The sequence below is a fragment of the Bradyrhizobium tropiciagri genome, from assembly GCF_018130505.1.
Taxonomy (GTDB): domain Bacteria; phylum Pseudomonadota; class Alphaproteobacteria; order Rhizobiales; family Xanthobacteraceae; genus Bradyrhizobium; species Bradyrhizobium tropiciagri_B.
This window is the reverse complement of sequence record NZ_JAFCKH010000005.1, coordinates 228552-249731: the sequence shown is the minus strand read 5'-3', so window position 1 is coordinate 249731 and position 21180 is coordinate 228552. Positions and strand designations below refer to the sequence as shown.

General features: G+C 65.3%; 20 protein-coding genes and 1 tRNA gene. 8 read left to right on the top strand and 13 right to left on the bottom strand.

Going from position 1 to position 21180, the window contains the following annotated elements; genetic code table 11:
* Positions 1–2: 2 nt before the first annotated feature.
* The gene (locus JQ633_RS14805; protein WP_249159330.1) at positions 3–890 is read right to left on the bottom strand and encodes a YiiX/YebB-like N1pC/P60 family cysteine hydrolase; all 888 of its coding nucleotides are present in this window, start codon (positions 888–890) and stop codon (positions 3–5) included.
* A gap of 186 nt (positions 891–1076) precedes the next feature.
* Between JQ633_RS14805 and JQ633_RS14800 the strand changes: the two genes are divergently transcribed.
* Positions 1077–2471, top strand: coding sequence for a flavin monoamine oxidase family protein (locus tag JQ633_RS14800; RefSeq protein WP_211985770.1), 1395 nt, complete (start codon positions 1077–1079; stop codon positions 2469–2471).
* 283 nt (positions 2472–2754) lie between these two features.
* Here JQ633_RS14800 and JQ633_RS14795 read toward each other — a convergent pair whose 3' ends face one another.
* From JQ633_RS14795 to pheS, 4 genes are all read right to left on the bottom strand, one after another.
* Positions 2755–3699, bottom strand: coding sequence for an MBL fold metallo-hydrolase (locus JQ633_RS14795; RefSeq protein ID WP_211985769.1), 945 nt, complete (start codon positions 3697–3699; stop codon positions 2755–2757).
* 37 nt (positions 3700–3736) lie between these two features.
* Entirely contained in the window at positions 3737–4513 is a 777-nt protein-coding gene (locus JQ633_RS14790; RefSeq protein ID WP_211985768.1) for a sulfite exporter TauE/SafE family protein, read from the bottom strand.
* A gap of 251 nt (positions 4514–4764) precedes the next feature.
* Entirely contained in the window at positions 4765–7173 is a 2409-nt protein-coding gene (gene pheT / locus JQ633_RS14785) for a phenylalanine--tRNA ligase subunit beta (protein ID WP_211985767.1), read from the bottom strand.
* Between the two features lie 73 nt (positions 7174–7246).
* A complete protein-coding gene (pheS, locus tag JQ633_RS14780; protein ID WP_211985766.1) occupies positions 7247–8329 on the bottom strand; it encodes a phenylalanine--tRNA ligase subunit alpha in 1083 nt (360 codons plus the stop codon).
* Between the two features lie 203 nt (positions 8330–8532).
* On the opposite strand from pheS, the gene JQ633_RS14775 reads away from it, so the two are divergent.
* Positions 8533–8943, top strand: coding sequence for a hypothetical protein (locus JQ633_RS14775; RefSeq protein WP_211985765.1), 411 nt, complete (start codon positions 8533–8535; stop codon positions 8941–8943).
* 3 nt (positions 8944–8946) lie between these two features.
* On the opposite strand, the gene rplT is transcribed toward JQ633_RS14775, so the two are convergent.
* The 3 genes from rplT to infC all read right to left on the bottom strand — a co-directional run bounded on the left by rplT (position 8947) and on the right by infC (position 10393).
* Positions 8947–9306: a 50S ribosomal protein L20 gene (gene rplT, locus JQ633_RS14770; protein WP_139479640.1), complete on the bottom strand. Its 360-nt coding sequence runs from the start codon at positions 9304–9306 to the stop codon at positions 8947–8949.
* Positions 9307–9378: 72 nt separating this feature from the next.
* On the bottom strand, positions 9379–9579 hold the full coding sequence (gene rpmI / locus JQ633_RS14765) for a 50S ribosomal protein L35 (RefSeq protein ID WP_008539890.1): 201 nt from the start codon (positions 9577–9579) through the stop codon (positions 9379–9381).
* Between the two features lie 274 nt (positions 9580–9853).
* Positions 9854–10393: a translation initiation factor IF-3 gene (infC, locus tag JQ633_RS14760; protein ID WP_024584293.1), complete on the bottom strand. Its 540-nt coding sequence runs from the start codon at positions 10391–10393 to the stop codon at positions 9854–9856.
* Between the two features lie 229 nt (positions 10394–10622).
* Between infC and JQ633_RS14755 the strand changes: the two genes are divergently transcribed.
* Together JQ633_RS14755 and JQ633_RS14750 are read left to right on the top strand one after the other, a co-directional pair.
* On the top strand, positions 10623–11438 hold the full coding sequence (locus tag JQ633_RS14755) for an alpha/beta hydrolase (protein WP_211985764.1): 816 nt from the start codon (positions 10623–10625) through the stop codon (positions 11436–11438).
* 130 nt (positions 11439–11568) lie between these two features.
* Positions 11569–12036, top strand: coding sequence for a nuclear transport factor 2 family protein (locus JQ633_RS14750; RefSeq protein ID WP_211985763.1), 468 nt, complete (start codon positions 11569–11571; stop codon positions 12034–12036).
* A gap of 132 nt (positions 12037–12168) precedes the next feature.
* On the opposite strand, the gene JQ633_RS14745 is transcribed toward JQ633_RS14750, so the two are convergent.
* The 3 genes from JQ633_RS14745 to JQ633_RS14735 are packed head-to-tail and all read right to left on the bottom strand — an operon-like array spanning position 12169 to position 14832.
* Positions 12169–12966 carry an acyl-CoA thioesterase domain-containing protein gene (locus JQ633_RS14745; protein ID WP_211985762.1) on the bottom strand — a complete coding sequence of 266 codons (798 nt, stop codon included), beginning with the start codon at positions 12964–12966 and terminating at the stop codon, positions 12169–12171.
* A gap of 34 nt (positions 12967–13000) precedes the next feature.
* The gene (queG, locus tag JQ633_RS14740) at positions 13001–14191 is read right to left on the bottom strand and encodes a tRNA epoxyqueuosine(34) reductase QueG (protein ID WP_211985761.1); all 1191 of its coding nucleotides are present in this window, start codon (positions 14189–14191) and stop codon (positions 13001–13003) included.
* Entirely contained in the window at positions 14140–14832 is a 693-nt protein-coding gene (locus JQ633_RS14735) for a glutathione S-transferase family protein (RefSeq protein WP_211985760.1), read from the bottom strand. The genes queG and JQ633_RS14735 overlap by 52 nt, the downstream gene beginning before the upstream one ends.
* Positions 14833–15120: 288 nt before the next feature.
* Here JQ633_RS14735 and JQ633_RS14730 point away from each other — a divergent pair, with 288 nt between their 5' ends.
* Positions 15121–15927, top strand: coding sequence for an undecaprenyl-diphosphate phosphatase (locus JQ633_RS14730; RefSeq protein WP_211985759.1), 807 nt, complete (start codon positions 15121–15123; stop codon positions 15925–15927).
* Positions 15928–16108: 181 nt separating this feature from the next.
* Here the strand turns inward: JQ633_RS14730 and JQ633_RS14725 are convergent, their stop codons facing one another.
* Positions 16109–17077: a complex I NDUFA9 subunit family protein gene (locus JQ633_RS14725; RefSeq protein WP_211985758.1), complete on the bottom strand. Its 969-nt coding sequence runs from the start codon at positions 17075–17077 to the stop codon at positions 16109–16111.
* A 146-nt stretch (positions 17078–17223) separates the two neighbouring features.
* Here JQ633_RS14725 and JQ633_RS14720 point away from each other — a divergent pair.
* Both JQ633_RS14720 and JQ633_RS14715 read left to right on the top strand, forming a co-directional pair.
* Positions 17224–17310, top strand: a tRNA-Leu gene (locus JQ633_RS14720).
* A gap of 221 nt (positions 17311–17531) precedes the next feature.
* Entirely contained in the window at positions 17532–18932 is a 1401-nt protein-coding gene (locus JQ633_RS14715; protein ID WP_211985757.1) for an FAD-dependent oxidoreductase, read from the top strand.
* 35 nt (positions 18933–18967) lie between these two features.
* Here JQ633_RS14715 and JQ633_RS14710 read toward each other — a convergent pair whose 3' ends face one another.
* Positions 18968–20233: an MFS transporter gene (locus JQ633_RS14710; protein WP_211985756.1), complete on the bottom strand. Its 1266-nt coding sequence runs from the start codon at positions 20231–20233 to the stop codon at positions 18968–18970.
* 278 nt (positions 20234–20511) lie between these two features.
* Between JQ633_RS14710 and JQ633_RS14705 the strand changes: the two genes are divergently transcribed.
* Entirely contained in the window at positions 20512–21126 is a 615-nt protein-coding gene (locus JQ633_RS14705; protein ID WP_211985755.1) for a ribonuclease H-like domain-containing protein, read from the top strand.
* The last annotated feature ends 54 nt before the right edge of the window (positions 21127–21180 follow it).

Genomic DNA, 21180 nt, shown 5'->3' with positions numbered 1-21180 from the left:
GATCAAGCCAGCGCCGACTCCCCGCCGGCGTCAGTTACTTCTGCAATCGCCACCGGCGCCTCTTCGTCAGCCGTTTCAGGAACAAGCGGCGGCGATTTGCGCTCTGGAAACACACTGAATTCGCCCGCCACCTCCTGGAGCGGCTTCTGCTTGTCGGCCCAGTGCAGCGCTGTGTAGTCGAATCCCTGCACGATGGTGGGTTTGACGATTTCGAAATAGGGCGAGATGTCGAAATCGCGCGGCATATACAGCGAGGAATCCCGGATATGCAGGATCTCGCGCCGCGCCTTGCGGCTGGCCGCGCGCGTGATCTTGGGCAGGATCGGATAGCGCACGGCGTCGAACGCCTGCGCGATCAGCGCCGAGCAGATGATCTTGGTCGGATCGCCGGAGCCGAACGCAATCATGCGGCGGCGAAAGCGCTGCGGGATCGGCAGCGGAAACAGATAGCGCGCAAGATCGACGATGTTCTTGGTGTCGTAGCCGAAGCCGATGCGGTTGATCGCATAGCGGCACACCGTGGTGCGGTCCTCATAGGACAGCCCGACCGGACGGCACATCCGGGTGTGATAAGCGAAGTATTTCGACAGCGGCGCGGAGGTCACGCCCTCGCCGATATTGGCCTCGATCAGCATGTGCTGTTCGCCGTCGGGCTCGAACGCGCCATCGATCGGTCCGACATAGAGCGCCGCATGCGACCAGGTCGACTGCGTGAGGTACTTGATGATGCCGGAAATCCGGTTGTTGCCCTCGACCAGCAGGACATCGCCCGGCTGGATGATGCCGCGCAGATGTTCCGGATCACTCGGCGTGAACGGTTCGTAACCCGGGACCTCCTTCTGAAGGTAGCCCGCGATCCATTGGCCGACGGTATCGAGCACTACGCCCATCGATTCCCCCCAGCGGCTCTACGACCGCTTGTTGTCACCTAATGGTCGTCGCAAGCCGTTGCAATTTAGTTCATGCATGCCATCGATCAATCATGATTGATTTACCCTGATGGTTGCTGCGATCCGTGAGATGCGGCACAGTTCGCGAAGCGTTCTCATTCCCTGCAAGCCTCCGGAAACCATGTCATGACAATCACCCGCCGCGATTTCCTGACGGCGTCCGCAGGTTTCGCGCTGGTGCCCGCGCTGGGTGGCCGGGCGCTTGCCGCGCCGTTGCCGCGCGAGGCCGATGTCGTGGTGATCGGCGCGGGGGCCGCAGGCATCGCCGCGGCGCGACGGATCGCCGCCGCGAATCGCAAGGTGATCGTGCTGGAGGCGAGCGGGCAGATCGGCGGCCGCTGCCAGACCGACGCGTCGAGTTTCGATGCGCCGTTCGATCGCGGCGCGCGCTGGATGCACAATCCCGAGACCAATCCGATGATCCGGCTGGCCCGCGCGGCCGGGCTCGACATCGTCACCGCGCCCGCCGGCCAGAAGATCCGCATCGGCCGGCGCTATGCCCGTCCCGGCGAGACCGAGGAGTTTCTGGCGGCGCTGGTGCGTTCCAACCGCGCCATCGACGAAGCTTCGCGCAAGGCCGATATCGCCTGCGCCGCGGCGTTGCCGAAGGATCTCGGCGATTGGACCGGCACCGTGGAATTCCTGCTTGGCCCCGCCTTTTGCGGCAAGGATCTCAAGGATGTCTCCGCCGTCGACAAGGCGCGCGCGCAGGACCGCAACACTGCGATCGCCTGCCGGCAGGGGCTCGGCACGCTGATCGCAAAGCTCGGCGAGCAGCTTCCACTGGCGCTGTCGACGCCGGCGCAGCGGATGCTGTGGAGCAATCGCGACGTGATGGTCGAGACCCAGGCCGGCAAGATCACCGCGCGCGCCGCCATCATCACCGTGTCGAGCAACGTGCTGGCGAGTGGCAACATCCGCTTCGCGCCCGAACTGCCGAAGCGCGCGCTCGATGCCGCCGCGAAGCTCAGCCTCGGCAGCTACGATCGGATCGCGCTGCAGCTCGCCGGCAATCCGCTCGGGTTGTCGCGCGACGACGTCATCGTCGAGCAGAGCAATTCGACGAAAACTGCGCTGCTCTACGGCAGTATCGGCGGCTCGTCGCTGTGCACGATCGACGTCGCGGGCTCTTTCGGGCGCGATCTGTCGGCGCAGGGCGAGAAGGCGATGGCAGCGTTCGCGGTGGAGTGGCTGACCAAGCTCTACGGCAGCGAGGTCGGCGCCGCCGTGAAGAAGACCAGCGCCACCCGCTGGAACGCTTCGCCTTTCGTGCTCGGCGCGATGTCGGCCGCCGCCCCCGGCGGACAGTTTTCGCGCAGGGTTCTGACCGAACCGATCGGCTGCATGTATCTCGCCGGCGAAGCCACGCACGAGACGCTATGGGGCACCATCGACGGCGCCTGGGAAAGCGGCGAACGCGCCGCCGACGCCGCGCTACGTCGGATCGGCGGGATCAAGGATGCGACGCCGGAACCGGCTGCCCCCGCCGCGAAGCCGCGCCGCCGGAAGACGACGCATTGATGTGTTGCACGATCGCCGGCCACACAACCGGTGTCATCACCCGGCTTGACCGAGTGATCCAGTATTCCAGAGGCAGTGGTGCTTGAGCCGAGAGGCCACGGCGTACTGGATCGCTCGGTCGAGCCGGGCGATGACGCAGCGGGTGGGGCGGCAGGAAAGGCCGGGTACCATTCCACCGGTGGGCCCCAGCAGCGAAGACGCACGGCAGCCGCCGGCTACTTTGCATGGGGTTGTTCTTCGGTATTTCGGCCGTGGACCAGTGAGCGCGCGAGGCGGCTGCCACTCACACCGGCAGCCGCAGCTCCATCAGATCCTTCGCCACCACGATCTTCCCCGAAAAGTTCTTCTTCACATCCCTGGTCCAGTCGTCGTCGGTGACCGACGGATCATCGCCGGGGACGAAGTGGCTCATCACCAGCATCTTCACGCCGGCCGCGGCGGCGATGCGGCCGACGTCTTCGGTGGAGGTGTGGCTGTCGAGCAGATGCTTCTTCAGCGTGGCGCCGTTCTTGGTGGTTGCCACCAGGCGGTCGACGGCCGGAACGTAGAGGCACTCGTGGACCAGCACGTCGGCGCCCTTGGCGAATTCGGCGAGCTTCGGATTGTAGGCGGTGTCGCTGGAGAACACGATGACGCCGTCCGGCGTCTCGAACTTGTAGGCGAAGTTGTCGACGATCGGCGGATGCGGGGTGCGGAACGCGGTGACGGTGACATCGGATGTCTTCAGTACGACGCCGTCGTCAGTAATGTCCTTCGCGACCAGCAGCGGACGCGGGTCGGGGCGGCCTTCGTCCTCGATCCGGGTCTCGACGTCGAACTTGTTGAGCTCCCAATACGCCTTGGTCATCGCCTCGATGCCCTTCGGGCCGAACGAATGGATCGGCGTTTTCAGGCCGGCGGCCCAGGCGTTGTAGAACAGATTGCCGTATTCGAGATTGTGATCGGAATGGTGGTGGCTGATGAAGATGTACTTCACGGAGGGGATCGGCACGCCCGCCCGCACCAGCTGCCGGCTGACGCCCATGCCGCAATCGATCACGAACGGGGTATCGCCGACGACGACGAGATTGGCGGGATTGGAAGCGCCGATGCCGACCCGCGGGCCACCCTTGGTGCCGAGGAATACGACGCGCGTGCGCGGCTTGGCGTCCTGCGCCCGCACGCCCGGTGCCGCGAGGATGGCGGCGCTGCCGAGCGCCAGTTTCAACGCGTTGCGGCGATCGATCATGGGCTCCTCCGGCAATTTCTTCGATTGAAGCGTGACCCTAGCCGCCGCGCAGGATGCCATCAAGCGCCGGCAGCCCGACGATGACGGCAGCCGCGATCAGCGCGTAGCAGATCGCGCGGAACACCTTTTCGCTGGCCTTGCCGAACAGCGCGGCGCCGAACCAGACGCCGATACCGTAGACCGGACCGACGACCAGCGAGAACTTGACCGACTCCGCCGTGATCAGCCCGGTGAAGAAATAGCTGACCAGCGAGAAGAAGTCGGAGGCGCCGAAGAACAGCACGATGTTGGCGCGCGAGACCACCGAGGAGATCGGACGTCCCAGCCAGTAGGCGACGATCGGCGGGCCGCCGGTCTGCGCGAGGCCGCTGCAGAAGCCGGAGAGGCCGCCGACGCCGACCGATAGTGCCGCATGGCCCTTGCCGTGGTAGCGCCAGCCAGACAGCAGCAGCGCGAGCAGCGCCGCGACGAAGCAGGAGATGATCCAGCGCGTGGTGACGGGCTCGAGCACCGTGAGGAAATAGGTGCCGATGGGAACGCCGACCAACGCCCCCGCCACCATCACCGCGGTCGCCTTGCGGTCGGCATGCTTCCAGGCATTCGGCAGCAGCGGCGTCGCCGCGACAAAGTCGATGATCAAGAGCAGCGCCGCCACCAGCCGCGGCGCCGCGACGCTGCTCGCCAGCGGCATGAAGATCAGCGCCGAGCCGAACCCGGAAAAGCCGCGCGCGGTGCCGGAGACGAAGGCAATGGCGCAGATCGCGAGCGCGATGCTGGTCGAGATGCCGGAGGGGATGAGGGTGAGGGAGGTCATGGGAAGAGTGGGATGGGGCCCGGTCTGCTGTTCAGCGCGTCCTCGTACGGTGGTTCAGACCGCAACCTTATCAGACCCGTCATCCTGAGGTGCGAGCGGAGCGAGCCTCGAAGGATGAATCGGCCACCAGCCGGGCCGACCCTTCGAGGGCCGCCGAAGAAGCGGCCACCTCCAGCGACAAAGGCGAAGCCTTTGCGCGGGGGTGACGGTGATAAGCTTGTGACGGTGATGGGTCCGCATCCGCGCCCACGTCACCCCCGCAGCGTGCCGCCGGTCTTCTTTGTCACCTCGGCGACGACCTTGGCCGCCACGGCGTCGATTTCCTGGTCGGTCATCGTCTTCTCGCGCGGCTGGATCGTCACCGCGATCGCGATCGACTTCTTGTCGGGATCGATGCCCTTGCCTTCATAGACGTCGAACACGGTCACGCCAGAAATCAGCTTCTTGTCGACGCCCTGCGCGGCGCGGACGATGTCGCCCGCCTTGACGTTGCGGTCGACGATGAAGGCGAAGTCGCGCGACACCGGCTGGAACGCGGAGAGGTCGATCACGGGCTTGGCGCGGGTCGCCTTCTGCTTGCCTTCCGGGATGCGTTCGAGGATCACCTCGAAGACGATCATCGGGCCGTCGGCGCCGAGCGCCTCGGCCGCGCGCGGATGCAACTCGCCGAAATAACCGAGCACGTTCTGCGGTCCGATCTGGATGGTGCCGGATCGGCCCGGATGCAGCCAGGCGGGGCCGCCGGGAACGATCTGCAGCGCCTGCATCGGCGCGCCGGCGGCGGCCACCACGGCGAAGGCGTCGGCCTTGGCATCCATCGCGTCGGCCAGCGAAGCGCCGGTCCAGTGCCGGCCGAGCCCCTTCGCGGAGGCATAGCCGTGACGCACGCCCGAGGCCGCAACGAGCTGGTCCTGCGGACGATCGCCGCGGAACACCTGGCCGACCTCGAACAGCGCCACGTCGGAATAGCCGCGGTTGATGTTGGCCTGAGCAGCCGCGACGAGGCCGGGCAGCAGGCTCGGCCGCATGTCGGAGAGATCGGCCGCGATCGGGTTGGCGAGCACGAGCTCCGCTTGCCCGCCGCCGAACAGCTTGGCCGCGTCATTGGTGATGAACGACCAGGTCACGGCTTCCACCATGCCGCGGGCGCCGAGCGCGCGCTTGGCGCGGCGGGTGCGCAGCTGCAGCAGCGTCAGCACCGGCTTGCGCGGCTCCTCGCCACGCTCGAACGGCGTCATCGGCACCTTGTCGACGCCGACGATGCGCACGATCTCCTCGACGATGTCGGCCTTGCCCAGCACGTCGGTGCGCCAGGACGGGATCGCGATCTTCACCACCGGGCCAGTGCCGGCCAGCATGAAGCCGAGCCGGGTGAGGATCAGCTTGACCTCGACCAGCGGCACCTCGATGCCGGCGAGCCGTTTCACCTCGCTGAGCGGGAAGTCGATGACGCGATCCTCGCCGAACTGCCTGCCGACCACGACATTCTCGGACGGCGTGCCGCCGCACAGCTCCAGCACCATCTTGGTGGCGAGCTCGAGCCCGGGCACCATGAAGGCCGGATCGACGCCGCGCTCGAAGCGATAGCGCGCATCCGAATTGATGCCGAGCTTGCGGCCCGTCTGGGCGATGTTGATCTCGTTCCACAGCGCCGATTCGATCAAGACGTCGGTGGTGTTCTCGTCACAGCCCGAGGCCTCGCCGCCCATGATGCCGGCGAGCGATTCGACGCCGTGCTCGTCCGCGATCACGCAGACATTGCCGTCCAGCGTGTAGGTGCGGCCGTCGAGCGCGAGCAGGCTCTCGCCGTCCTTGGCGCGGCGGACGGTGAGGTTGCCCGTCACCTTCCTCGCGTCAAACACGTGCAGCGGGCGCGAACGGTCGTAGGTCATGAAGTTGGTGATGTCGACCAGCGCGTTGATCGGGCGCAGGCCGATCGCGGTCAGCCGCTTCTGCAGCCATTCCGGCGACGGGCCGTTCTTCACCCCGCGCACCAGGCGCAGCGCGAAGCCCGGGCAGAGCGTCGGGTCTTCCACCTTGACCTGCACCGGGCAGGGGAATTCGCCCTTGATCGGCCTGATCGCAGGATCCTTCAGCTTGCCCATGTCGGCGGCGGAGAGGTCGCGCGCGATGCCGTGCACGCCGGCGCAGTCCTGCCGGTTCGGCGTCAGGTTGATCTCGATGACGGGATCGCCGAGCGCCGCCCACTCGGCATAGCCTTTGCCGAGCGGCGCATCCGCCGGCAGCTCCATGATGCCGTCATGATCTTCGGAGATCTGCAGTTCGGCCGCCGAGCACAGCATGCCGCGGCTCTCGACGCCTCTGATAGTGCCGACGCCGAGCGTGATGTTCTTGCCGGGGATGTAGGTGCCGGGGGCTGAGAACACGCTGATCAGCCCGGCGCGCGCATTCGGCGCACCGCACACCACCTGCACCGGCGCACCGCCGTCGCCGGTGTCGACCATGCAGACGCGGAGGCGATCAGCGTTCGGATGCTGCTCGGCCGAGATCACCCGCGCGATGGTGAACGGCGCAAGCTGCTTGGCCTTGTCCTCGATGTTCTCGACCTCGAGCCCGATCATGGTGAGCTTGTCGGCAAGCTTCTCCAGCGGCTCGTCGGTGTCGAGATGGTCCTTCAGCCAGGAGAGGGTGAACTTCATGGCTGCATGCCTCGAATTCGGTTGGCGTTCACTACGGAGGAAATTCTCGAGAGTCCGGATAGAAGAGTGAGACTCACGCGCTCAATCCCCCGGCGATGGTCGGGAGCTCCAGCGGCTTGAAGCCGTAGTGGTCGAGCCAGCGGACGTCGTTCTCGAACAGCTGGCGCAAATCGGCGATGCCGTATTTGAGCATCGCGATGCGGTCCATGCCCATGCCCCAGGCAAAGCCCTGGTAGACGTCGGGATCGATGCCGCAGGCGCGCAGCACGTTGGGGTGCACCATGCCGCAGCCGAGAATCTCCATCCAATCCTCGCCCTCGCCGAAGCGAATCTCGTTCTTGTCGCGGCGGCACTGCAGATCGACTTCGAGCGACGGTTCGGTGAACGGGAAGAAGGACGGACGGAAGCGCATGTTGATGTGGTCGACCTCGAAGAACGCCTTGCAGAACTCGTGCAGGATCCATTTGAGGTGGCCGAGATGCGAGTGCTTGTCGATCACCAGTCCCTCGACCTGGTGGAATTGCGGCGTGTGCGTCGCGTCCGAATCGATGCGGTAGGTGCGACCGGGGCAGATGATGCGGATCGGCGGCTTTTGGCTGAGCATGGTGCGCACCTGCACCGGCGAGGTGTGGGTCCGCAGCAGCATGCGCGAGCCGTCTTCCTTCGGATTGAAGAAGAAGGTGTCGTGCATCTCGCGGGCGGGATGGCCGACCGGGAAGTTCAGCTTGGTGAAGTTGTAGTCGTCGGTCTCGATGTCGGGACCTTCGGCGATCGCAAAGCCCATGTCGGCGAAGATGGTGCTGACTTCCTCGAACACCTGGCTGAGCGGGTGGATGCGGCCGGTCTCGGCCGCCGCATCGCGCAGCGGCAGCGTGACGTCGATGGTCTCGGCGGCGAGCCGCGCATCGAGCGCGGCGGATTTCAGCACATCGCGCCGGGCGGCGAGCGCCTGCGTCACCGCATCCTTGGCGAGGTTGATCTTGGCGCCCTCGGTCTTGCGCTCGTCCGGCGACATTTTTCCGAGGGTCGCAAGGAGCGCCGAGATCGAGCCCTTCTTGCCGAGGGCGGCGACGCGCACCGCTTCGAGGGTGGCTTCGTCAGACGCGGCGGCGATCTGGTCGAGGATGGATTTTTCGAGCGTTGCGAGGTCGGACACGGTCAATTCCCTGCTCTTCTGCGGCGCATGATCCGTTCGGAAACCGGTACCCACTTTTCCGGATCATGCTCTGAAAGGCCGCTGGGTTGTCGCCGCCCGAAGGCCGTAACGTCAAGCAAAAAGCCGGTCATTTCGGGCCGATGAGCAGCCTCCTTGAACCCCGCGCGGAGCCGTGGGACCAAGGGGAAAAGGAGATGTGCGCGATGCTGCTGCGATCCTGCCTGGCCGGCCTTTTCGTCGTCATGTCGGCCGCAACGTCCCCGGCGCTGTCGGCCGTCTGCATGGCGAAGTCGATGATGCTGGACGAGATCGTCGCGGCCATCGACGCCACCAAGGGATGCGCGCCGGCGATGAAGCTGTTCACGGATTGCGCGTTCGGCGCCAGCGGCGACGTTCAGCTCGGCGAGGCGGTCGAGAAGAAGTGCGAGGCGGACTTCCTGTCCGGCCTCAAGGGCGCACAGAAGAAGGCCTATGCGAGCCAGCTCGGCCGCTGCGACCGTAAATACCGCAACGAGAGCGGCACCATGTACCGCTCATTCACGGCATTCTGCCGGGCAGAGGTGTCGCAGCGCTATTCGCAGAAAGCGCTGAAAGCGGGCGCAAAGGCCCGCTAGCGCTTAGGCAGCCAGCGCGGCCTTGGCCTTCTCGGCGATCGCCTGGAACGCCGCGGGCTCGTGGATCGCGAGATCCGACAGCACCTTGCGGTCGACGGTGATGCCCGACTTGGACAGGCCGTTGATGAACACGCTGTAGGTCATGCCGAACGGGCGGACGGCGGCGTTGAGACGCTGGATCCAGAGCGCGCGGAAGGTGCGCTTCTTGCGCTTGCGGTCGCGGAAGGCGTACTGGCCGGCCTTTTCGACCGCCTGCTTGGCGACGCGGATCGTGTTCTTGCGGCGGCCGTAATAGCCCTTGGCGGCCTTGTAGACTTTCTTGTGCTTGGCGTGAGCGGTCACACCGCGTTTGACGCGAGACATGACGGAAATCCTTGATCTATGAAGTGGAGACGGGGCCTCGCGCGGATGCGGGCCGGTTCAAGCAGATAGCGATCAGGCGTTCGGCAAGAAGTACTTCTTGACGTTGTCGCCGTCGGTCTTGAACAGCACGCGGGTGCCGCGCAGCTGACGGATCTGCTTCTTGGTCCGCTTGATCATGCCGTGGCGCTTGCCGCGCTGGGCGTGCATCACTTTGCCGGTGGCCGTCACCTTGAAGCGCTTTTTAGCGCCCGACTTGGTCTTCAACTTGGGCATTTGGCTCTCCTGTCGCACAGCACGAATATCGCCCCGAGAGGCGTTCGGCCGGCTAAAATGCTCGTTAGAGCGTTGATAGTGCTAAAGTTTTTCCCGAATTGGAGAAACCTGCACTGGACGTCGCCACGGCAGCCCTTGATCAGCCGGGCGGCGAAGGCCCGGCTTATGACAGAGGATCGGGCTTTTTGCAACGTTTTGCAGCGGGCTACGGGACCCCAACGAAACAGCCCGCCGATCTGGCGGGCTGCTTCATTCAAAACCGACAAATTCGAACCTAGCGTGGCGCCAGCACCATCACGACCTGGCGGCCCTCGAACTTCGCGTCCTGCTCGACCTTGGCGAACTCGGCGACGTCGGCCTTCACCTTGTCCAAAAGCTTGGTGCCGATCTCCTGGTGCGCCATCTCACGACCGCGGTAGCGCAGGGTGATCTTGACCTTGTCGCCTTCCTCGAAGAAGCGCTGCATGGCGCGCATCTTCACGTCATAGTCGTGATCGTCGATCATCGGACGGAGCTTGATCTCCTTGATCTCGACGACCTTCTGCTTCTTGCGGGCTTCGGCGGCCTTCTTCTGCGCGGAATATTTGTACTTGCCGTAGTCCATGATCTTGCAGACCGGCGGACTGACATTCGGCGAAATTTCGACGAGGTCCATGCCGGCTTCCATGGCCATCTTGATGGCCACCATCGTTTCGACGGTGCCCTTGTTGACACCATCTGCATCGATCAGCTGGATCTGCGCGTTGCGTATCTCATCATTGGTGCGCGGCCCATCCTTGGCGACTGTGGGCGGGGCTCTGTTGGGACGGCGAATGGGTAGCTCTCCAAAGTTGTGAAAGGGAAGGCGGATACTTTGTAGCAAGACGCTGCAACGGGCAAGCGAACTCGCTGATTACGCGGCAAAACCGTCAAATGCGAGGCATTTTCGCCACGCCCGGCACATATAGCCGATGCGCGCGCTCTGCAAGGCGCGAGGCTACCAGCCGTTGACCGACGCCACCGGACGATCGAAAACGGATCTCTGACACGCGAGTGACCGAACCATGAGCCAAACCGCCGCATCTGCCCAGGAACCCGCCATCGCGCCCGCTTTCATCGAGGTCGGCGAGGGCGATCATCGGCGCCGGATCGCGGTGCGCGCCCGTGCCGGCAAGGGCCCGGGACTGCTGTGGCTCGGCGGGTTCAAGTCCGACATGCAGGGCACCAAGGCGGTCGCACTCGATGCCTGGGCCGCCGAGCACGGCCGCGCCTCGGTCCGGTTCGACTATTCCGGCCATGGCGAATCCTCGGGTGATTTTGCCGACGGCACGATCGGCCGCTGGCTCGAGGAGAGCGTTGCGGTGTTCTCGCAGTTCTGCAGCGGGCAGCAGGTGCTGATCGGTTCCTCGATGGGCGGCTGGATGGCGCTGCTGCTGGCGCGCGAGATCGCCAGGTCAGCCAAGGCCGGCGGGAGCGGCCGGGCGTCGCTCGCGGGCCTCGTGCTGATCGCGCCTGCCCCCGACTTCACCGAGGAACTGATGTGGAAGAACTTCTCGCCGGAGATCCGCGCCGAGATCGAGACCAAGGGCGTCTGGATGCGGCCGTCGGAGTATGGCGACGGCTCGCCCTATCCGATCACCCGCGCGCTGATCGAGGAGGGCCGCAACCACCTGCTGCTCGGCAGCAAGATCGATGTCGGCTGCCCCGTGCGCATCCTGCAGGGCGCGCAGGACCCCGACGTGCCGTGGAAGCATGCGTTCGCGCTTGTGCATCGCCTGCCGGCCGAGGATGTGGTGCTGACCATGATCCAGGACGGCGACCACCGCCTGTCGCGCCCGCAGGACATCGCGCGCATCATCGCCGCGGTGGCGGAGATTTAGCCACGCCGGCGCCCTTCGAGACGCCGCTTCGCGGCCTCCTCAGGGTGACGGCCACGTAAAAGAACGTCATCCTGAGGAGCGCGTAGCGCGTCTCGAAGGATGAGCCGCATGCTCGATGGGAGAAGTGCCGATGGATACGACAAACATGCTGCGCGCGTTCTGCGACGCGGTCGAACAGCGCGACGGCAAGGGCTTTGCAGAACTCTTCACCGAGGACGGCGTTTATCACGACGTGTTCTACGGTGCGTTCAAGGGCCACGACAAGATCGCCGAGATGATCGACGACTGGTTCTACCGCACCGCGACCGATTTCCGCTGGGTGATGCACGATCCCGTCAGCGACGGCACGACGCTCTACGCGCGCTACACGTTCAGCTATCGCTCGACCCTGCCGGAGGCGAAGGGCGCTCGCGCGATGTTCGAGGGCGTCGCGATCATGCGGCTGCGCGACGGCAGGATCACGGAGTACCATGAGGTCGCTAACACCGCGCCGGCGTTCGTCGACCTGAATTTTGCGCCCGAGCGGATCGCCAAGATCGTCGGCAAGCAGGGTGCGGAGTTGAAGGCGCGGCCGGAGATGAAGCGGCATCTCGTTTAGCGCGGCGTCATTGCGAGGAGCTCGCGACAAAATAGCGAAGCAATTTTGCGCTGAAGCGACGAAGCAATCCATCGGCCCGCATATGCGGAAGCATGGATTGCTTCGCTTTGCTCGCAATGACGGCCGAGCGAGCTACGGCGGCGGCGGATTGGTCATCGGCTTGCGCTGGGCCAATGCTGCGACCGTGGAGGTGCCGATCGGGCCCTGCTCGTCATAAAGCCAGCATTCGCCGATCGCGATGCCGTCCGACGCGTGATGGTTCACGACGTCGAAGCCGATCCAGCGCGTCACCGGCAGGCGATGCAGATAGATCGTGACGTCGCTGTTGATGTAGCCGAGCCCCTGGTCGCCGGCATTGGCGAACGGGCTGGCGAAGTCTGCGCCGGTCGCGACATGGACGAACGGCGTCATCGGCGTGCCCTCGACCAGCTCGCGCACCTCGCTCATCCAGAGCCGGCGCGGGCCCAGCGAGCCCATGTGGCCGACGATCGGCCGGGTCTCCCATTTGCCGTTCATGCCGAGCCGGGGATCGGTCGGCTTCGGAATCTCCGCCGGTGCCGGCACCTCCCAGTTCGGCGGCGACCAAACATTGCCCGGCGCATTTTCCGTCCGGCGCAATAGCTGGCACGAGGCGCGCGCCATGCTGGTGCCGCCCGAAAAGAACTCCGCCTCGATCAGCTTGATGCGCATGCCGTCGCGCACCAGGTTCGTCATCACCTCGATCGGCGTCGTGATGTTGGGCAGGCGGAACATGTCGACCGTCAGCCGCGCCGGGACGAACTCGTCGGCGCCGTGGCGCTCCTCGATGACGAAGGCCAGCAGGCCGATCACGACGCGGCCGTGCAGGGATTCCGGACTCCACGGTCCGTTGGCAACCGGTGTCGGCATGAAGCCGTCGCCGTGCCTGGTGAAGAAGGGCTGGTTTGTCATGGCCTGCGACCATGAGGGGAACGGCGCACTGAAATCAAGAGGCGGCGGCGGCGCGCCATTCCTGCTGTACGCTGACGTCATCCTCGCCGCCGGCCCGAGCCGCCAGCGCCGCGAAGTCATCGGGCGCCATGAGTTGCGAGAGCGCCCACACCGCGGCGCCGCGCACCAGCGGGCTCGCGTCGTCGAGCAGGCGCCGCGCTTCGGCTGCAAGGCTGGCATCGCCGGAGTTGCCGATCGCGATCAGGACGTTGCGGATGAAGCGGTCGCGGCCGATGCGCTTGACCGGCGATTTCGTGAACAGTGTGCGGAACGCCGCGTCGTCGAGCCGGGCGAGATCGGCGAGTGCGGGCGCGCGCAGGGCGTCGCGCGCGGCGAGCTTCTGCTCGCGACCTTGCTGTGCGAATTTGTTCCACGGGCAGATGGCAAGGCAGTCGTCGCAGCCATAGATGCGGTTGCCGATGCTTTTACGGAATTCGTGCGGGATCGGTCCCTTGTTCTCGATCGTCAGATACGAGATGCAGCGCCGCGCATCGAGCTTGTACGGCGCCGGAAATGCATCGGTTGGGCAGACGTCCTGGCAGGCGCGACAACTGCCGCAATGGTCGGCCTCGCCTCGATCGGGCGGGAGTTCGGTGGCGGAAAAGATCGCGCCGAGGAACAGCCATGAACCGAATTCGCGGGAGACGAGGTTGGTGTGCTTGCCCTGCCAGCCGATGCCGGCGGCGTGCGCCAGCGGCTTCTCCATCACCGCGGCGGTGTCGACGAACACCTTCACCTCGTCGCCGGTGCTGGCTGCAAGCCAGCGCGCCAGGATCTTCAGCCGCTTCTTGATGACGTCGTGATAGTCGTCGCCCTGCGCGTAGACCGAGATCGCCGCGCGGGTGCGGCGCGCGAGGACGTCGAGCGGGTCCTCATCGGGCCCGTAATTGACGCCGAGCATGATGATCGAGCGCACGCCGCTCCACAGCACGCGCGGATCGGCGCGGCGCTCGGGGCTATTCGCCAGCCAGTCCATGTCGCCATGGCCGCCGCCCTCGAGGAACGCGCGGAAATATTTTCCGGCCTCGCGCGTCGCGTCGGGGGAGGTGATGCCGATGCTGTCGAAGCCGAGCGCTCGCGCCTCGCGGATCAGCGCCGTCTTGAGATCAGGGGGTGAGAGCCGATCCGCCGCGGTCAGAAGTCGAGGTCCACATAGGTCCGCGACGCCGGCACCCCCGCCAGCCATTCGCTGAGCAGCGGGCGGAACGACGGTCGGGATTTCACCCGCGCGTACCACGCCTTTGCCGCGTCGTCCTCGCCCCATGGCACGTCGCCCAGATAGTCGATCGCCGAGAGATGCGCCGCGGCGGCGAGATCCGCATAGGTCAGGCGGTCGCCGGCGAGATAGTTCCGCGTCTTCGCCAGCCAGCCGATATAGCTCAGATGATAGCGCACATTGACCTTGGCCGCGCGCATCACGTCGGGCGCGGGCGGGCCGCCGCCATTGTCCTCGCTCATGAAGCGCTTGTAGATCCGCTCGGTCACCAGCGGGTTGGAGGCTTCCTCGAAGAACTTCTCGTTGAACCACGCCATCAGCCGGCGCACCTCGACGCGCTCGGCCGTCGATTTCGGCAGCAGCCGCCGCTCGCCGGCCTCGAGGCCGTGCGCCTCGTCGATATATTCGGCGATGATTGCGGCCTGCGGCACCGGCGGAAAACCCTCGGCAATCAGCACCGGCGTGGTGGCCGCCGGATTGAGCGCCAGGAACGCCTCGCGCCGCTCCCAGACCCGCTCCTCCACAAGGCGAAGATCGAGACCATACTCGCCCAGCACGAGGCGAATGAATCGCGAATGCGGACAGAACGGATGGTGATACAGCGTGTACATGAATCCCTTGGTAGTTTCGCGCGCTTAAGAAACCATCAACCCGTGTGCAGTCCGAACCTGTGACTTGAACCAGTGACGTTGAACCAGTGACTTTGGCCGGTGGGCCCCGATCATCTCTATGTCGCGTCAGCGCGCGAACCGGTAGCCTCCCACGTGCAGGACGCGGGTCACAAAAACGCTATAGCGCAGCAAATCGACGAGCAACCACCTGTTTGCCGTTTTTTTGCGATTGCAGCAAATGGCTGGATGGGCCAGAACGGCCGCGGTCTACACACAGGGGCAAGCCACATGATGACGGATATGCTGCGGGCCGTGATTCTCGGCATCGTCGAAGGCGTCACCGAGTTCCTGCCGGTGTCTTCGACGGGCCACCTGCTGCTTGCGGAGCGCTTCTTCAATCTCGGCGAAGGCGACTTCTGGAAGAGCTTTGCGATCCTGATTCAGCTCGGCGCGATCCTCGCCATCCTTGTGCTCTATTTCGTCAAATTGTGGCGCGTGGCGCTCGGCATGTTCACCAATCCGGATGACCGCCGCTTCGTGATCGGCGTGCTGGTGGCGTTCCTTCCTGCGGTCGTGATCGGCCTGATCGCCGGCAAATACATCAAGGAATTCCTGTTCAATCCGTGGGTGGTCTGCTTCACGCTGATCGTCGGCGGCGCCGTGCTGCTGTGGGTCGATCAGCTCGACCTCAAGGTCTATGAGGACGACGCGACCCGGTTCCCGCTGCTGATGTATTTCTGGATCGGTGTTGCGCAGTGCCTCGCGATGATCCCCGGCGTGTCGCGCTCCGGCGCCAGCATCGTCGCTGCGATGCTGCTCGGCGCCGACAAGCGTTCGGCGGCGGAGTTCTCGTTCTTCCTCGCGATCCCGACCATGGTCGGCGCCTTCGCCTATGATTTCTACAAGAACCGCGGCGACTTCACGACCGACAATCTCAGCGTCATCGCGGTCGGATTTGTGGTCTCGTTCATCACCGCGATGATCGTGGTGCGGGCTTTCCTCAACTTCGTCACCCGCCGCGGCTTCACGTTCTTTGCCTGGTGGCGCGTGATCGTCGGCACGCTCGGCCTGATCGCGCTGGCGATGGGGCGGTAAGGCTCTTCGCCTCGCCCCGCTTGCGGGGAGAGGCCGGAGCGCATGCAGCGAAGCGGAATGCGATCCGGGTGAGGGGGACTCACCGCGCATTCACATGCATTCGAGTTTGCGGAGGCAGCCCCTCACCCCAACCCTCTCCCCGTAAGAACGGGGCGAGGGAGCGGAGTCCCGTCGCGGCGTCTTACGCGCTCTTCTTCTGGAACTGGCCCGCGACCCGGTAACGCCAGAGATATTGCGGGGCGATGGCTTCCATCGAGTCGGGGGTGATGTTGAGGCCGGCGAAGGTGAGCCCGGCCGCGATCGCGGCATCCGACACCACATTGTTCGTGCGCAGCATCTCGACCTGGTCCGGCGTCAGCTTGAACACGCCGGGCGCGAATTGCAGCAAATAGGACTGCAGCCTGGCGAGGCCGAACGGCAGCGGCGCCAGCATGCGGTCGCGCTCGGTGATCTTGAGAATGATCTCCATCACCTCGCGCATGGTCAGCACTTCGGGGCCACCGAGCTCATAGGCCGCGCCTTCCTTGGTCCTGCCGTCCACGGCATCGGCCACGGCGCGCGCGACGTCGCCGACATAGGCCGGCTGCACGGTGTTGACCCCGCCGCCGACCAGCGGCAGCACCGGCGAGAACCGCGCCAGGGCGGCAAAGCGGTTGGTGAACTGGTCCTCGTGCCCGAACAGCAGCGAGGGCCGCATGATGGTGGCCGAGGGCGCCGCCGCCAGCACGGCCTGCTCGCCGGCCGCCTTGGCGCGGAAATAGCTGGAAGCCGAATTCGCGTCGGCGCCGATCGCCGAGACATGGACCATCCGGGCGCCGGAGGCGGCCGCCGCCTTGGCAATGGTCTCGGCGCCCTTCACCTGCACGGCATCGAAGGTCTGCTCGCCGCTCGAGGCCAGGATACCCACAAGATTGATGGCGACGTGAGAATCACGCAGCGCGGCCTCCACCGAGGCCGGGTAGCGCACATTGGCCTGGACGGCGTGAATCTGGCCGACCCGGCCGAGCGGCTGCAGGTGGAAGGCCAATTCCGGCCGCCGCACCGCGACTCGGACGCGGTAATCGCGCTTGCACAGTGCCCGGACCACGTTCCGTCCCAGAAAACCCGATCCGCCGAAGACTGTGACTGTCGTGTCCAGGTTCGATGCCATGGGGTTATTCCTGCCGGATTCGAGAGCGATTGACTGGTTTTAGCCCGCTGGCGATACGCCATCGGCCTGACCCTGTACAGGGTATTTGAATTTTCGATCGCGAATTTGACAACCGCGTCACCGATCCTTACTAAGCCGCTCCACATGCCCAGGTGGCGGAATTGGTAGACGCGCTGGCTTCAGGTGCCAGTGGCTTAACGGCCGTGAAGGTTCGAGTCCTTTCCTGGGCACCACCCCCTTTTCAAGCGATTGAAATCGCTCAGCCTTCGTAGGGCGGGTGCGGCGATGCCGCCACGCGCCGCGGGGTACGACGCGCTCCCGCTGATAGTCTGTCGCCGCCGGTGACGCCGGCGAGCTCTGAACCTCCGCCTCACCGCATCGACCTACGTCTTGAGCGTTTCCGGCTCCACGACGATTTCCGCGTTTGCCAAGCTTCGACAACCAGGGGGAAGCGATGAGCAAGGTCCTCATTTGCGGTGGCGGCGTGATCGGGTTGTGCGCGGCGGCCATGCTGGGTCGCGACGGTCACAGCGTCACCGTGCTGGAGGCCGACCCCGCTGATCGGCCTGCCACCTCGGTCGAAGGATGGGGCGCCTGGGAGCGCCCCGGCGTTGCCCAATTCAGGCAGCCCCACAATCTCATGTCACGCTTCCGGATGATCAGCGATCAGGAGCTGCCCGGGTTGACCGATAGCCTGCTTCGGGCCGGCTGCGTCTGGGTGGACTTTCTCGAGAGCCTGCCTCCCACCTTGACGGATCGCGCACCGCGCCCGACCGACGAGGCGCTGCGGTTCGTCACCGGCCGGAGGCCGATCGTTGAGTGGGTTGTCGCAGCAATGGCGCAAGCCGCGCCCAATGTGACCATCCGTCGGGGGACCAAGGTTCGCGAATTGATCACCGGCGCGTCGGCCGTCTCCGGGGTGCCCCACGTTTCCGGCGTACGCACGACGTCGGGCGAGGAAATTCGTGCCGACCTGGTCATCGATGCGATGGGGCGGCGCAGCCCGGCCTGCGAATGGATCGTCAATGCGGGCGGCCGCAGCCCGATCGAGGAAGCCGAGGACAGCAACTTCGTCTACTTCACGCGCTATTTCTCGGGGCCGCAGCGGCCGCGCAGAATGGGGCGCGCGCTGACGCCGATGGGGTTGTTCTCGGTCCTGACGCTGGATGGTGACAACGACACATGGTCGGTCACGCTGTACACCTCGTCGAAAAGCAAGGCGATGCGGGCGTTGCGTGAGACGAAGACATTCCATCGCGTCGTCTCGGCATGCCCACGGCAGGCGCACTGGCTCGACGGGGAGCCGATCACGCCGGTCCTGCTGTTGGCCGGAGTTCTCGACCGCTACCGGCGGCTCATGGTCGATGGCCGGCCGGTCGTCACGGGCTTTGCCGTTGTGGGTGATGCCTGGGCGTGCACCAATCCATCCGCGGGACGCGGCTTGAGCGTCGGCCTGCTGCAGGCCCAGGTGCTTCGTGACGTCGCGCGCCGGCACATCAACGATCCGCTCGCCTTCGCGCAGGACTATGATGCGGAGACCGAACGCCAGGTCGCGCCATTCTATCGCAACCAGATCGCTGTCGACCGCGCGCGCGTCGCCGAGATGAATGCGCTGGAGCAGGGGCTGCCGATGCCGGCGCCGAATCCGGCGATGGCCAGGTTTTTCGCGGCGTCGGCGTATGACGCCGACGTGTTGCGTGGCGCGATCGAGATCGCAATGTGCCTTGCGCTTCCCAAGGACGTCCTTGCCCGGCCGCGCGTCGCCGCAGCGATGGCCGAACTCGAAGGGCAGACGTTGCCGCCGGACCCCAACATCGTCGGTCGCGATCGGATGGCCGCGCTGCTGAACGGCTGACCTGTCAGAACCCCGATATCTTTCTTTTCGCGTCGTCAGACGATGCGCCGGCCGCTGCGCCGCGCCACCTGCCTCTGCACGAAATACATCGCAATCATCGACATGATCGACGTCGTCATCACGACGTATCCGATCCGGTCGAAGTGCAGCAGCGAGCCGTCGGCATTCTCGGCGACGATCGCGGCCGCGGCGACCGAGCCGAGGCCGCCGGAGAGCTGCTGCACGGACGATGAGACCGAGTTGAACGCGCCGCGCTGGCTGGCATCGGGGATCGCGGTCATCAGCGCCTGCGACGGGATCATGCGCGAAAAGATGCCGACGAACATCAGCACGTTGACCACGATCGCGGTCACCAGCGAGACGTGCCCGAGGTTGGTGTAGATCAGCACCATGATGATCGACACCGTGCTGCCGAACACGAAGGTCGGATATTTGCCGAAGGCGTCGCTGGCGCGCCCGACCAGCGGGCCGAGTGCGATGCTGAACAGGCCGGTGACCAGATAGATCGTCGGCAAATGCACGATGTCGATGCCGAGATTGTGCACCGTGAAGGCGCTGCCGAACGGCATCAGCATGAAGCCGCCGGTCGCCAGCAGTGTCGTCACCATGAAGGCCAGCGTGTAGTGCGGCTGGCTGATGGTCGAGATCAGGTGAGTGAACGGATTGCTGTCGTGCTGCAGCTTGAGATGCGCGTCGACCGGCTGCATCACCAGTGCGATGGCCGACATCACCGCGATCGAGAGGCCGACGATGGCGACGAAGCAGATGTGCCAGTTCCAGTGGTTGGCGAGAAACAGCCCGGCCGGAACGCCGAGCACCTGGCTCGCGGCGAACGCCGTCTGCACCATGCCCATGACGCGGCCGCGCAGATGCAGCGGAAACAGGTCGGCGACGATCGCGAGCACCACCGAGCCGATCACGCCGGCGAACAGTCCGGTGACGATCCGCCCAAGCAACAGCACATGGAAATTCTGCGCCAGCGCGCACAGCGCGGTGCCGATCGTGAAGCCGACGTAGAAGCACAGCAGCAGCCGCTTGCGGTCGAAGCGGTCAGCGAAGCCGGCGGCGAGGATGCCCGAGATCCCGGCGCTGAACGCATAGGCCGACACCGCAATGCCGAATTGCCCGGCGGTGATGTTGAGCGCCGGCATCAGGATGGCGCCGAGCGGCGACATGATGATGAAGTCGATGATCAGCGTGAACTGCGTCAGCGAAAGCAGCACAACGAGGATTGACTGGTAGCGGGAGAAGCCGCGCTCCTCCTGGTCGGCGATCGGCGCGGCGATGGTCTGCTCGGACATGAGACTCTTGTTTCGCGGATGAAGGCGTGGGGCTGCCGCCATCACATAGGGGCGGTCGCGCAGCTTGTCATCGGCGCCGGGCCGCAAAAAACATGTACCGATGTGTGAGACTCGTCTGAAAATGACCGGATTCGTGCCGATTGCGGCTACCCGGAAGTGGAGTGACACTTCCGCGAAAACCCAGTTCTTGGTCCGAAAGCCGCCTATCCGCTCGCATCGGGAGCATTTGGAGGCTAGTGTCCGCGTCGAATCGACCGGAAGACCCGAGGCCGTACTTCATGACCATCCGCCTGCATCGCGGCGACCTGCCCGACCTGTCCCGCTACACCGAATCGGTTGCGATCGACACCGAGACCATGGGACTCAATCCGCATCGTGACCGGCTCTGCGTGGTGCAGATGTCGAACGGCGACGGCACTGCCGACGTGATCCAGATCCCGCAGGGACACACCGATTCGCCGAACCTGAAGGCGCTGCTGGCCAACCCCAAGGTCACCAAGATCTTCCATTACGCGCGCTTCGACGTCGCGGTGCTTTACAACACCTTCGGTGTGATGACGACGCAGGTCTACTGCACCAAGATCGCCTCGCGGCTGTGCCGCACCTATACCGACCGCCACGGCCTGAAGGACCTGGTGCGCGAGGTGCTCAACATCGAGCTCTCCAAGCAGCAGCAGTCGAGCGACTGGGGCTCCTCCGGCCTCAGCGAGGCCCAGCTCGCCTATGCCGCCTCCGACGTGCTGCATCTGCATGCGCTGCGCGAGCGGCTCGACGCCATGCTGGCGCGCGAGGGCCGCACCGAGCTGGCGAAGGCCTGCTTCGACTTCCTGCCGACCCGCGCCCGGCTGGATCTGGACGGCTGGGAGGCCGAGGACATCTTCGCCCATTCATAACGTCGGGCGATTTCGGTCGCGGAAGGGCATTTCCGCCCCGTTTCGGCCAAACTG

What these genes read in the sequence shown, in the direction of transcription:
- JQ633_RS14805 (WP_249159330.1), bottom strand. Translation starts at nt 890, where the DNA reads ATGGGCGTAGTGCTCGATACCGTCGGCCAATGGATCGCGGGCTACCTT.
- JQ633_RS14800 (WP_211985770.1), top strand. Translation starts at nt 1,077, where the DNA reads ATGACAATCACCCGCCGCGATTTCCTGACGGCGTCCGCAGGTTTCGCG.
- JQ633_RS14795 (WP_211985769.1), bottom strand. Translation starts at nt 3,699, where the DNA reads ATGATCGATCGCCGCAACGCGTTGAAACTGGCGCTCGGCAGCGCCGCC.
- JQ633_RS14790 (WP_211985768.1), bottom strand. Translation starts at nt 4,513, where the DNA reads ATGACCTCCCTCACCCTCATCCCCTCCGGCATCTCGACCAGCATCGCG.
- pheT (WP_211985767.1), bottom strand. Translation starts at nt 7,173, where the DNA reads ATGAAGTTCACCCTCTCCTGGCTGAAGGACCATCTCGACACCGACGAG.
- JQ633_RS14775 (WP_211985765.1), top strand. Translation starts at nt 8,533, where the DNA reads ATGCTGCTGCGATCCTGCCTGGCCGGCCTTTTCGTCGTCATGTCGGCC.
- rplT (WP_139479640.1), bottom strand. Translation starts at nt 9,306, where the DNA reads ATGTCTCGCGTCAAACGCGGTGTGACCGCTCACGCCAAGCACAAGAAA.
- rpmI (WP_008539890.1), bottom strand. Translation starts at nt 9,579, where the DNA reads ATGCCCAAGTTGAAGACCAAGTCGGGCGCTAAAAAGCGCTTCAAGGTG.
- JQ633_RS14755 (WP_211985764.1), top strand. Translation starts at nt 10,623, where the DNA reads ATGAGCCAAACCGCCGCATCTGCCCAGGAACCCGCCATCGCGCCCGCT.
- JQ633_RS14750 (WP_211985763.1), top strand. Translation starts at nt 11,569, where the DNA reads ATGGATACGACAAACATGCTGCGCGCGTTCTGCGACGCGGTCGAACAG.
- JQ633_RS14745 (WP_211985762.1), bottom strand. Translation starts at nt 12,966, where the DNA reads ATGACAAACCAGCCCTTCTTCACCAGGCACGGCGACGGCTTCATGCCG.
- queG (WP_211985761.1), bottom strand. Translation starts at nt 14,191, where the DNA reads ATGGCTGGCGGGGGTGCCGGCGTCGCGGACCTATGTGGACCTCGACTT.
- JQ633_RS14735 (WP_211985760.1), bottom strand. Translation starts at nt 14,832, where the DNA reads ATGTACACGCTGTATCACCATCCGTTCTGTCCGCATTCGCGATTCATT.
- JQ633_RS14730 (WP_211985759.1), top strand. Translation starts at nt 15,121, where the DNA reads ATGATGACGGATATGCTGCGGGCCGTGATTCTCGGCATCGTCGAAGGC.
- JQ633_RS14725 (WP_211985758.1), bottom strand. Translation starts at nt 17,077, where the DNA reads ATGGCATCGAACCTGGACACGACAGTCACAGTCTTCGGCGGATCGGGT.
- JQ633_RS14715 (WP_211985757.1), top strand. Translation starts at nt 17,532, where the DNA reads ATGAGCAAGGTCCTCATTTGCGGTGGCGGCGTGATCGGGTTGTGCGCG.
- JQ633_RS14710 (WP_211985756.1), bottom strand. Translation starts at nt 20,233, where the DNA reads ATGTCCGAGCAGACCATCGCCGCGCCGATCGCCGACCAGGAGGAGCGC.
- JQ633_RS14705 (WP_211985755.1), top strand. Translation starts at nt 20,512, where the DNA reads ATGACCATCCGCCTGCATCGCGGCGACCTGCCCGACCTGTCCCGCTAC.